At 61.9% G+C, this 12,012-nt stretch carries 8 protein-coding genes; 2 read left to right on the top strand and 6 right to left on the bottom strand.

Features of this window, described 5'->3' with window-relative positions:
• Positions 1 to 67 precede the first annotated feature (67 nt).
• The gene (locus OKW37_RS24990) at positions 68 to 355 is read left to right on the top strand and encodes a hypothetical protein (RefSeq protein ID WP_090807566.1); all 288 of its coding nucleotides are present in this window, start codon (positions 68 to 70) and stop codon (positions 353 to 355) included.
• Positions 356 to 360: 5 nt separating this feature from the next.
• The gene (locus tag OKW37_RS24985) at positions 361 to 1,131 is read left to right on the top strand and encodes a PP2C family protein-serine/threonine phosphatase (protein ID WP_429352965.1); all 771 of its coding nucleotides are present in this window, start codon (positions 361 to 363) and stop codon (positions 1,129 to 1,131) included.
• A 45-nt stretch (positions 1,132 to 1,176) separates the two neighbouring features.
• On the opposite strand, the gene OKW37_RS24980 is transcribed toward OKW37_RS24985, so the two are convergent.
• The 6 genes from OKW37_RS24980 to OKW37_RS24955 form a co-directional block, all read right to left on the bottom strand.
• Positions 1,177 to 2,532 (bottom strand): sigma-54 interaction domain-containing protein, encoded by a 1,356-nt coding sequence (locus OKW37_RS24980; protein ID WP_429404194.1) that lies wholly within the window; start codon positions 2,530 to 2,532, stop codon positions 1,177 to 1,179.
• A complete protein-coding gene (locus OKW37_RS24975) occupies positions 2,529 to 5,597 on the bottom strand; it encodes a peptidase domain-containing ABC transporter (RefSeq protein ID WP_429352963.1) in 3,069 nt (1,022 codons plus the stop codon). The genes OKW37_RS24980 and OKW37_RS24975 overlap by 4 nt, the downstream gene beginning before the upstream one ends.
• Before the next feature lie 39 nt (positions 5,598 to 5,636).
• Positions 5,637 to 6,389: a peptidylprolyl isomerase gene (locus OKW37_RS24970; RefSeq protein WP_429404192.1), complete on the bottom strand. Its 753-nt coding sequence runs from the start codon at positions 6,387 to 6,389 to the stop codon at positions 5,637 to 5,639.
• Between the two features lie 38 nt (positions 6,390 to 6,427).
• Positions 6,428 to 7,801, bottom strand: a complete 1,374-nt coding sequence (locus OKW37_RS24965; RefSeq protein WP_429352962.1) for an HlyD family efflux transporter periplasmic adaptor subunit — start codon at positions 7,799 to 7,801, stop codon at positions 6,428 to 6,430.
• A complete protein-coding gene (locus OKW37_RS24960; protein WP_429404190.1) occupies positions 7,779 to 10,391 on the bottom strand; it encodes an FHA domain-containing protein in 2,613 nt (870 codons plus the stop codon). The genes OKW37_RS24965 and OKW37_RS24960 overlap by 23 nt, the downstream gene beginning before the upstream one ends.
• A gap of 239 nt (positions 10,392 to 10,630) precedes the next feature.
• Positions 10,631 to 12,007, bottom strand: coding sequence for an efflux transporter outer membrane subunit (locus OKW37_RS24955; RefSeq protein WP_429509964.1), 1,377 nt, complete (start codon positions 12,005 to 12,007; stop codon positions 10,631 to 10,633).
• Positions 12,008 to 12,012: the final 5 nt, after the last annotated feature.

Genomic DNA, 12,012 nt, shown 5'->3' with positions numbered 1-12,012 from the left:
TTTGCACCGTGTGGTGCAGAGTCCATTCAGCCGCGCGCATTGCGCACGCAGCCAACCGGAGAACGACATGTCCTGCATCAAATTGAACGACCTCTCGCTGAACCTCGCGCTCGATCGCAAGGCGATGGCGGCGATTCGCGGTGGCGGCGGCGCGCCATGGATCTATGGCTGGATTCAGCCGTACGTGCCGCAAACGCCGAGCATTGGGCCGGTGGTCAATCTGTACGAGGTCTCCAACAACTTCTATGCTAACCAGATGATCAACCAGTTCCAGTCGGTCGACGTACGCAACACCGGCGCGAACGCGAACCTCACCGTGTCTCCGGACGCACGCAACCGAAACGATATGGTGTAGCCGTTGTGACATGCGAGAGCCAATTTCGCTGGACGTCGTCCGCGCGTTCCGACACGGGACGGGTCCGCGAAATCAACGAAGATGCCTGCCTCGACGAGCCCGAAGCGGGACGCTGGGCTGTCGCCGATGGGATGGGCGGTCACGCGGTCGGCGACGTTGCCAGCCGCACCGTGATCGACGCGTTGACTCAACTGGCGGCGCCGCACGGCCTCAGAATGCTGATCGCCGATGTACGCACGCGTCTGCAAACCGCGAACCGTCAATTGCGCGACGAAGCCGCGCGCCGCCAGGTGCAGCGCATCGGCAGCACCGTGGTCGTGCTGCTTGCATGCGATCGCTTCTGCGGCTACGTGTGGGCCGGCGACAGCCGCATCTACCTGTACCGCGCGGGGCAATTGCGGCAACTGACGCGCGATCACAGCCAGGTCGAGGAGTTGCGCTCGCTCGGCGTCATCACCGACGAAGAGGCGCGCCATCATCCCGCGCAGCACATGATCACGCGCGCGGTCGGGGCAACGGATTCGCTCGAACTCGACGAAGACGCGATCGAAGTCGCCGACGGCGACGTGTTCCTGTTGTGCAGCGACGGTCTCAGCAACGAACTGAGCGACGACGAGATCGCCGCCGTGCTGACCACGGCGGAGCGCGAAAACGCAAGTTGCGAACTCGTCGACCTCGCGCTCGCGCGCGGCGGGCGCGACAACATCACCGCAGTGGTCGTCGAAGCGCAGGACCCGAATGCCGCGGACAAGACCTTGCTGAACCCGGCGCCTTGATGACCTTCAGGCGCGCGTTTCACCGAGCGTTCAGTGGTCGTTCACTCAGCCTTCGTCTTCTTCCTCGTCGCGCTCGTTCGCGCCGTTCTTCGTGGGCGGCGCATTGCGATTGCGGAAATCCTTCGAATGCAGGCCGTGCTTTTTCAGCAGCATCTGCAAGTGCGAGCGATTCATATCGATGCGCCGCGCCAGTTCGGCGACCGTTCCGCTGACTTCACGCAGTCCGCGTTCGAGGAACGCTTTCTCGGCGTCGTCGCTGGCCGCCCGCTTCGCGTCGCTCAACGACATCAGATTCGCGACGCTGATCGGCTGCTCGCCGCTCGCCTGTCCGCCCTCCGCCGGCGCCGCCGGCGAACCGGGTGCGGCGGGTCGCATATCGAGCGGCAAATGCTCGACGTCGGCCATGTCGGCAGCCAGACACGAGATGCGGTACATCACGTTGCGCAATTCGCGAATGTTGCCCGGATACGCGTAGCTCAATAGAAAGTCCCGCAAACGCGGCGTCAACCTGACTGGCCGGCGTTTCAGCGTGCCCGCAGCTTCGTCGCCGAACCACGCAATCAGCAACGGAATTTCGTCGCGCCGTTCGCGCAGCGGCGGCAGCGTCACGTGAATCACGCTGAGCCGGTAGAACAGATCCTCGCGAAACCGGCCTTCCTCGCTGAGCTTGCGCAGATTGCGATTGGTCGCCGCGACGATGCGCGTATCGACCGCGATCGTTTCGTCCGAGCCGACGCGTTGAATCTCGTGCGCCTCGAGCACACGCAGCAGCTTGACCTGGCCCGCGAGCGGCAACTCGCCGATTTCGTCGAGAAAGATCGTGCCCGTATGCGCGCTTTCGAATTTGCCCTTGCGGTCGCTCGACGCGCCGGTGAATGCGCCCTTGCGATGCCCGAAAAGTTCGGATTCGAGCAGATTTTCCGGAATCGCGCCGCAGTTCACCGAAACGAACGGCTTGTCCGCACGCGAGCCATTCGCGTGAATCACTTTCGCCATCAGTTCCTTGCCGGTGCCGCTTTCTCCATCGATCAACACCGGCAAATCGGTTGGCGCCGCTTTTTCCGCGATTTCGAGCGATTCGAGCAAACGCGGGTTGTCGCCGAACGTGCCCTCGAAAATGAAGCTGCGTTCGAGTAGTGCCTTGCGGCGCGCACCGCGCGATTGCTCCGCGCTCGTCTGCGGCTCGCCCGCGGTGGCCGCCTGCACGAAGCGCTCCTTGTGCGAAAGCTGCATCACTTCGTCGCGCAACGACGTGGCCTGCCTCAGCAGCTTGTCGATATCGGCGCGTTCGAGCCGCGACGACCAGCGCAACGTGGAGCGCAGGATCTCGATCCGCTCGATCAGTCCCGCGTACGATATCGCGGGACTCGCCTCTTCAATCTGGTCGAGTATCTTCATCATGATGCACTCAACTGTTTCTGCACGAGCTGATAGTACATGCCGCCGCGCTGGATCAGCTCCTCGTGACGGCCCTGTTCGACGATCGCGCCTTCATACAGCACGAGAATCTTGTCCGCGCGCATGATCGTGCTGAGCCGATGCGCGATGATCACCGCCGTGCGGCCCTTCAGGATGTCGTGCATATTGCCGAGAATATTGCTCTCCGATTGCGAGTCGAGCGCCGACGTCGCCTCGTCGAACACGAGCAGACGCGGATCGTGATACAACGCACGCGCAATGCAAAGCCGCTGGATTTGACCGCCCGACAAACCGATGCCGCGCTCGCCGACGATCTGCTCATATCCGAGCGGCATCTTGCTGATGAAGCCATGCGCGTCGGCCATTTTCGCGACTTCCTCGATGCGGCGGCGCTCCGGCGCGTCGTCCCCGCTTGCGATGTTCTCGGCGATCGTGCCCGAGAACAGCAGATTGCTTTGCATCACGTAGCCGATTTGCGCGCGGAAATAAGTCTTGTCGATCACGCCGGAGTCATAGCCGTCGATCGTTATTTTCCCTTCGCTCGGCCGATAGAAGCCAACCAGCAGCTTCGCGAGCGTGGTTTTTCCCGACCCGCTGCGCCCGACGATCGCGACCAGTTCACCCGGCTTGATATCGAAGCTGATGTTCTCCAGCACATAAGCGGAATCCTCTTCGCCATAGCGGAAGTACACGCCTTGCAGGCTGATCTCGCCTTGCAGCTCCGGCAGCATCACGCGCGAGGGCAAATCCTGCGGCTTCTGTTCGGGCTCGATATCGAGCACATCGCCGAGCCGTTCCATCGCGACACCCGCATCGTTGAGCATGCTCCACAAGCCGACGAGACCCATCAGCGGACTCAATACGCTGCCCATGAATGCATTGAACGCGATCAACTGACCGATCGTCAATTCACGCGCGAGTACCAGATTCGCGCCGACCCAAAGAATCGCAATCGTCGTTGCCGCATTCAGTAATTGACTGCCAAAGCCGACCAGAATATTGAATGCGTGAGCGCGATACTGCAATTCGAGCGCCTTTGCGTATTTCTTCTCCCAGCGCAACCGTACCGGCCGCTCGATGCCCATGCCCTTGACGGTCTCGACGCCGGACAGAGCTTCCATCAGGAACGACTTCGCCTCGGTCGACGCCGTGAAGACCTCGCGGGCGTAGCCCTTGATCTTCGGCGTCGCGATCACCGTGAGTCCCATGATCGGAATGACGAACGCGATCAACACCAGCGTCATCTTCACGTTGTACACGAACATGATCGTGAAGTAGATGAAGATCATCAGCAGATTCAGCGCGGTCGTCACGGTGGATTCGGTCAGGAACGCGCGGATCGTCTGGTTTTCCTGAAAGCGCGCGAAGATATCGCCGGTCTTGCGCTTCGCGAAGAACGAGAACGGCAGCGACAACGTATGCTTGAAGAACTGCGACATCATCGCGAAGTCCATGTTGCGAACCATGAAGTTCGCCAGATACGCGCGAATCGTCGACATCAGCTGCGTGAAGACATTGGAGATGATGAGCCCGCCGATCAGCATATGCAGCAGACTGACGTTCTGATGCACGATCACGCCGTCCAGAATGTTCTGAATGATCAGCGGTGGAATCACCCCGAGCACCTGAATCACGAAGGTCGCCAGAAACAGATAGCCGAGTATCTTGCGGTACGGCTTCAGATAGCCGACAAAGCGAATCCACGGCGAGCGCTCGGCCGACATCTGCAGCAGCTGCGATCCGCCGGTAAACAATAGGCAGGTGCCGCTCCACCCGCGTTCGAAATCTTCGACGCTCAGCTTTCTGAAACCGAGTGCCGGGTCCGCCATCCAGACATAGTCTTTCGACAGCCCGTACACGACCACATAGTGATAGCCCTCCCAATGCACGATGAACGGCAGATCGAAGCCGCGTAGCGAATCGAACGTGCATTGCACGCCGCGCGTCGTGAAGCCGAGCGACTCGCCCGCGCGCGCGAGGCTGTCGAGCGTCGCACCCTGCGTCGTCACGTTCGCGAGTTCGCGCAATTTGCCGAGCGTCATCGGAATGCCGTAATGGCGGCAGATCATCGCGAGACACGCGGCGCCGCAATCCATCTCCTCGGCCTGCTCGACGAGCGCGAAACGCCGGATGATCTTCTCGCCGAGTTCCGGTTTGCTCTGCAGGTCGAGCATCAACGGCAGCTTGCGCCGCTGTTCGAGCCGCTTTTGCCGCTGTAATTCGCGGTCGCCATAGCGGATCCGCTCGTCGAGCACTTCTCGCAGTTTCGGATTGCGCTCGAGAATGAAATGAACGGTGCGCTCGGGGATGACCAGCAGCCGCGTGTCGGTGGTTGCAACGACCGATGCCATCTGTTCCTGGCGCATCAGGCACGCCTTCTCGCCGAATATCTCCCCTTTGCCGAGCGTCGCGAGCGTATAGTCGTGGCCCTCCTCCTGCCGCACGATGCGCACCTGGCCTTGCCGCACCACATAAAGCCGCCTGTCGTCGCGGCCGTCCTGTTTCAGAATCTCCTTGCCGGCAGCGACCCGTTTTGCGCCGACGCTGCGCACGTACTCTTCGAGTTCCGCCTTGTTCAGCTTGCCGCGCAGATCGAACAATTGCGCGACGAAGCCCCCGGCCGAATTGATCGCCACATAGCTGGCGACGAACGCCAACGCGGCGGCGTTGCCCGCCATCACCGGTTCGATCGCGCTGCGCGGAATGAACAGCACTTCGGTCTTGCCCGACGAACGTACCGACGCTTCGTGAACGTACGAGCGCAACATCGCAATGTCGGCAAAGATCTCGCCCGACTTGCGCACGCCCATGCTGGTTTCCTTGCCGTGCTCCTCGGAGAAGATACGTACCGTGCCCGAGCGGATCACATAGAGACCTTCGGCGACGTCACCGGCCGAGCACACCGTTTCGCCAAACGGATAGAACTTTGCCTGCGCGTACTCGGCAAGCCGCTCGATTTCGTCGCGCGAGAACGGCGACAGGATCTCCACCGAAGCGAGAAATTCGGCGGTGGAAGGCGCGGATGGCGCGGTCTGGAGGGCGTCCATGTATCGGTGAGCCTCGCTTTATCGGGCGCTAGTCGGGCGCTAGCGCGCTTCGATCACGTGTTCCTGGGCGCGGGCAATGAGCCAGCTCTCGCGCAGCAAACGGCGGATTTCGGTGGCCACGTCGGCATCGAGCGTGGCCGGATATTTGGCCGTGACCGCGAAGATCTCGAAACACGAACGGTCGGCCGACGGAAACGGCCCAAGCAGATCGCCGACCGCCGCATTGAAGATCTTCGCCTCGATATCGGGCTTCAGCGAACCGCGCAGTACCTTGCCGATCACGCCGCCCGACTCGCGCGTATCGGCAATCGAATGCTCGCGCGCCATCTCGCCGAAGGCGTCGGGGTCGTCGTGCAGGTACGAGATCATTTCCTTCGCCTTGCCTTCGCTATCGAGCACGATATGGCTGACTTCGATCGCGTCGAACTTCGGTGAATTCAGCGCGAAGTAATCATGGATCGCCGCCTCGTTCCCGATGTCGTCGAGCATCTTCTCCTGATAAAGCCCGTCGGTAATGAACGCCTCGAATTCGTCGAGGCTCACGTGCAGCGCGTCGAGATAATGATTCATGTCCGCCGCGCGATGCAGCCCGCGCACGCGGCGAAACTGGTCCGCGCGCTGCTGGATTTCGTCGGCGCTGACGGCGACGCCCTGCTTCTTCGCCGCATGGACGGTAAGCTTGTCGCGCACGATCTGCTCGACCAGGCTCTCGAACTGGCCGGTCAGTTTCAGAAGACGAATGAACTCGTCCACGTCCACGACTTCGTCATCGATACGCACTATCGCGGTCATTTGCTCGGCTCCTTTCGTGGATGTTTTGATTCGCGCGCTCAACCCGCCACCTCTCTGAACGGATCGAGACCGAGGTCGATCAGGCGCCGCTCGCGCACGACGATTTCCGCATTGGCGGTCATGCCGTAACGCAGCGGATAACGCGTGCCGGCCACCTGGTAGTAGTCCTTGTCCAGCGTGACACGGCCTTCGTAGACCGGTTGCTTGTCCTGCGCGGATGGCTTCGTGGCCGGCGAGATATAGGCGAGCGTGCCGCTGATCAACCCGTAGCGCTGGTAAGGAAACGCGTTGAACTTCAATTTGACAGGCAGGCCGACGTGCAGAAAGGCGCGGTCGTGTTCGGAGATTTCGATCTTCAGCACGGGCCGCGCGTCTTTTGGCGCAATGCCGCCGAGCGGTGCATTCGCCTGAATCTTGTCGCCGCGCTGCGTCGACGTGACGTCGGTGATCACGCCTGAAACCGGCGCGAGAATCAGCAGAAAATTGTCTTTATCGATGTTCTCGAAACGCACCCGCGCGGCGGCATCGGCTTCGAGGCGCGCGCTTTGCAGTTGCACGCGCAGTTTGTCTTCCGCATCGGTGATGTCGCGCACCGCCTGATCGTATTGCAGCTGCAGATCGGTGCTTTGCTGGCCGCTCGTCGCCAGTTGCGCATTGGCCTGCGCGTATTCATGGCTCAGACGAAAGTCGAGCTCGGCCAGCTTCGACTGCGCGACACGGTAAGCGTTATCCGCTTCGAGCGCGGCCGTGCGTTTCTGCTCGACCTGTAATTCGGCAATGCCACCGCCGCCCGGCTGCGCGAACAGCCGCGAATAGCGATCGAGTTCCTGATTCGCCGCTTCGCGCGTGCGGCGCGCGTTGTCGAGCGAGCTGCGCGCTTCGTCGAGTTCGGCCTTCTGCCCTTCGGCAAGCTTCGTCGTGCCTTCTGAAACGCGATTCTCGTGCAAGCGCTCCTCGACTTCGAGTTGCGCCTTCAACGACGTGGCCTTGCGTTCCATCAACGCCTTCTTCTCCGGGAACTGCTTCCATTCGCGTTCGGCGTCTTCGAGCTTCACTTGTGCCTGTAACGCGTTGCTCGCTGCCTCGATCGCGCCGCGCGCATTGAGCCGCGCGAGCACGTCGCCTTTCGACACCGGCTGCCCCTCGGCGATATACAGATCCGCGAGTTCGCCGTCGATCGGCGTATAGATGCGCCGCACCTCCGATTCCGGCGCCAACGTGCCGGGCGCGCTGACGATCACATCCGCGCGGCCGACGAACGACCACAGCAAACCCGACACGACGAGCGCGACCATCGCCCAGATCAGCGCGCGCGCAAGCCGCACCGGCTCGGACGTCAGAATCGCAATGCCTTCGACGCTATGATCTTCGAGCGCCTCCGACAACGGTCTAGGGTGAGGATCGCGTTTCACTCTGATCGCCTCCAATCAACGCGAGCTTCGCTTTCAGCAGCCCAGGGTCCAGCACCATGCGCAACTCGGTCAACGAGCGGCGCTGCAAACTCGCTTCGGCTTCGATATCCGCGAGCAGGCGATCGAAGTCGGCGGGATGATCGGCCTTCAGCTGCGTATAGATGCGCATGCCCTGGCGTGCCGCCGTCTGCGCCTCGCTCAGCAGACGCGCCTCGTTGCGAAAGCCCGGCGAGATGCCGGCTTCGAGCCGCTGCGTGCCGCCGATCGGGCCGTTCGCGCGGTACTCTTTCCACAGGCTTTGCGCGCGCACCAGCAGATCTTGCGCATGCGCGAGTGCCTTGTCATGCAATGCGGCCACGTCTTTCTGGATCGCCTGCACGAACCATGCGTCTATCCGCGGATCGAGGCTCGCGTAGAACGACAGCAGACGCTGGTCGTAATCTTTCCCGTCACGCGTTTTCCGCAGATCGTTGTATTGATCGGACAACGCCTGCTTGTGCGTCGCTTCGGCCGAGAGCACATCGGACCACGGGCTCGCCGGCATCGACTGCAAATCGTTCAGCGCCTGCTGCGCGTCGCCACGCTGCCACGCGGCATCGACCGCGTCCTGCCGTTGAACGATGTCCGCCGACGGCAAGCGCGTCGCCGCAAGCTGCTGGAATTGCGCCTGAAAAGGCGGCGTGCTGAAGCGCACCGTTTTCATCATCGCCAGCAATGACGTCAATTGACGGCTCAACGCGGCATTCAGCAACCCGGTGTATTGGCGCAAATCGTCGCGCACTCTATCGAGCCCCGCGAGCCGCGGATAACGCTGCGCGTAATCGTCGAGTACCGGCGGCAGCGCGTCGGGTTTGTCGCGCGAAAGTTCGGTATGAATTACACCATTGAGCCGATCGATCGCGGCGACGTACACCGAATCGTCGCTTTCGAGCTTGCGCAGATGGCTGAGCGTGTGGGCGTAGGGCTCCGCGAAGACCGGCACGTAACTCGCAATCCGATCGAGCGCGCGCTGGTGACTCGCCGCGTCGTCGTCCCAGCGGTGCAGCAAACCGTTGATCGTCGCTTCGTCCGTATACATGCGGATCGGCGCGTCGACGCCGCCACGCGCCGCGACGAAGCGTTCGAGATCGCCGACCCATTGCAATTCGCCGACCAGCGACGCGGCATCGGCGTCATTTCCGCTCAACGCCCTCATGTTCTTCAGCAGCGTGTCGGCCTGGTCGAACTGCGCTTTTTGCACGGCTTCGATCCAGCCCGGCAAGTTCGCTTTCAACAACGCCTCGCTCGCGAGCGCGCTGATTTTCGTGTCCGCCGGATGCGTGGCCAGATAGCCGCGCGCCATCGTGAGAGCGCTCGAGTAATCGCCGCTCGCGAGCAGGCTCTTCAACTCCCGTTCCGATGAACCGTGCAGATAAAGGCCCACGCCAAGCGCAACCACGATCGCGATAGCCGCTCCGCCCCATGCCGCCGCGCGCCGCACATTGGTGCGCTCGCCGTCCGCTAACGCCTTGTGGAGTTCGCCGGCGACCATCTTCCAGCGACGCGGCTTACCTCTTGCCGCGCTGTTAGCTTTGCCGCTTCTTTCGTTCGCGCCGTCTCTCGTATCGGCGGGATGCCCCGCCTGCGCACCTTTGGCGCCCTGCGCGCCATTTGCCGTCCCTATTCCGTCACGCTTCGCGCGCGCGGAGCCCGGCTGCGCCGCTTCATTCACTTCGTCTTCGCGTTGCAGCGCCGGATCGACGCAAAAGATGTCGAGAAACGAATGCGCAGCGCCGACGAAGGTCGTCTTGTCGGCATCGGCGGCACTGTCGACAGCGGGCTGAAGAGAGAGCTGGGTCACGGTGGGTTCGACGTCGGCGGAGTTCTGTAGCGACACCCTGTAGACGAAGTGGTCGCCGCCAAATGCAACGACGTCGCCCTCCGCCAGTGCAAGCGCCGATTCGCCGATCCGCTGTCCATTCACGAACGTGCCGTTGGTGCTGCCGAGATCCTCGACATACAGCTCGCCGCCCTTCAGAAACAGGTGCGCATGGCGCCGGGATATGTAATTGACCTGGTGCGGATAACGGTCTTTGTAGCGCGAGAAAACCTCGTCCGTTTTACTGATCAGAAATGGAAAAGCCAGCACGTCGACCGGTTGCAGACCCAGGTCATCGCGCTGCGGCACCAGCAATAGATGAATGAGGGGAGAAGCGCTTCCACCCGTGACGACGCGCGCGCGCGGCTCGATGCCGACGCGATAGCGCAGTTCACCGCCAAAGCAGAGTTCATCGCCGGCGCGTACACGCGCGGGGGTTTGTCGCACCGCGATGCCGTTGACCGTCGTGCCGTTCTTGCTGCCGAGATCGGCAACATAAATCGCGCCATGCTCGATGAAAACGCGCGCATGTCGGCGCGAGAGAGCGGCGGTCCATGGTGCGGGATAGTCGCTGAACGGCGCTTCGCTGCGGCCGATGGCGAACAGGTTGTCGACGATGCGAATGGCGTCGAGCGCGGGGCGCTGCGCGCAGGCAACCGGTGACAACACCACGTCGAAGGCAGCGTCCACTGTCACGCGCATTTCAGCAATCGGAGCTTCGCCGGTGGCCATTTTATCTGGATCGCTAAGCGTTTACCTGCCGCGGCGGGAACGCGGGGCGAACTGGACGAAGAACAACGGCGCAACGATATTGTCGTGAAGAGCCACGCAAACGCTGACCCCTAAAGGATTGTAAGTCACGCATCGAGAGTGTCAATTTGGATATCGCCGGATGAGAAGACCGCGGATAAGCCGTCAGCCGACGAAATACCCGCGCGGTACGCCAACTCGTGGATTAGCTCAATGTTTCGTTACTTCTCTTTGACCTGCGCTTGCACGTCGACACCGGGCCATCCGCCGCCGAGCGCCTTATAAAGCGTTACCGTGTCGGACAGAATCAATTGGTGGTTTTCCAGCAACGCCTGTTGCGCCTCCAGCAAGGTCCGCTCGTCTTCGAATACTTCGAGTTGCGACACGACGCCAAGGCGCAGTTGCGACTGGATCTGATCAGCGACGATCTGCAGGCGCGACACCTGCTGCAGCAATTCCGCGTGCTGCGCCTTATGGGCACTCAGGTTGACGAGCGCGTTCTCCACTTCCTCGAATGCGCCCATCACGGCCACGCGATATTGCTGCTCGGCGACTTTCGATTGCGCCTCGGTCACCTTCACATGTGCGCGCACGCCCGGATCGAACAGCGGAAAATTGATGCTCGGCATCAGGCCGAACGTGAACGACTTCAGCAACTGGTTAAGCGCGTAACTTGCCGTGCCGCCTTGCGCGGTGAGGCCGATGCTCGGCAATTGCGCGAGCTTCGACTGACCGACGAGGTCATAGGCCTCGAGCACCCTGAATTCGGCCGCCACCACGTCGGGGCGGCGCGACAGCAATTGCGCGGGCAAACCATCCGGCACGCCCGGCAATTTCACGCGCTCCTGTAAATGGCCCTGCGGCACATGGAATTCGCCGGCCGGCACGCCGAGCAACGTGCATAGCGCGTTGTCGGAGACCGCCCGCGATCGGCGCAGATCATAGAGATCGTTGGTGAGCCGGTTGATCTCCGCCTGCTGGCGCAACACCTGCGTTTGCGGCACGAGCCCATTGCGCGCCTGGCCTTCGTAGATCGCCAGGATTTGCTTGTTCGTGGCGATGGTCTTTTGCTGCTGTGCGATCTGGTCGTCGAATTGCAGGATCTGGAAATAGGTACTGGCCACATTCGCGACGAGTTCGAGATACCCCGCGCGCCAATCCGCCTCGCTCGCGTGGAATTCGGCCTTTTGCGCCTGCACGCCTTTTTCGACCTTGCCCCAGATGTCGATGTCCCAGTTCACCTGCAGCGCGAGGTTGTACGTCTTCGTCAAAGGCTGGCCAGTCGTCTTCGTGTAGTCGGCGCCGGCACCGAGGTCCGCCGTCGGCAATGCGGCCGCGCCTGTCTCGCTGATCTGCGTGTGCGCGACTTCGATACGCGCGGCCAGCACCCGGATATCGAAGTTGCCGTCGATCGCCTTGTCGATCAGCGTATCGAGGTACGGGTCCTGGAAGCCCTTCCACCAGTCGCGCTCGATCGTCTCCGCGGCCGATACCGGCGCGCCATTGCGATCCGACCACGATGTCTTGGCCGGCGTGTCCGGGCGTTGATAAGCCGGCATGCTGACGTCGACGCACGCGCTCACTGTCAAAGCGCACATCGTTG

This window comes from Paraburkholderia sp. MM5482-R2 (assembly GCF_050436125.1).
Lineage (GTDB): Bacteria > Pseudomonadota > Gammaproteobacteria > Burkholderiales > Burkholderiaceae > Paraburkholderia > Paraburkholderia tuberum.
This window is presented reverse-complemented; position numbering and strand designations above follow the sequence as displayed.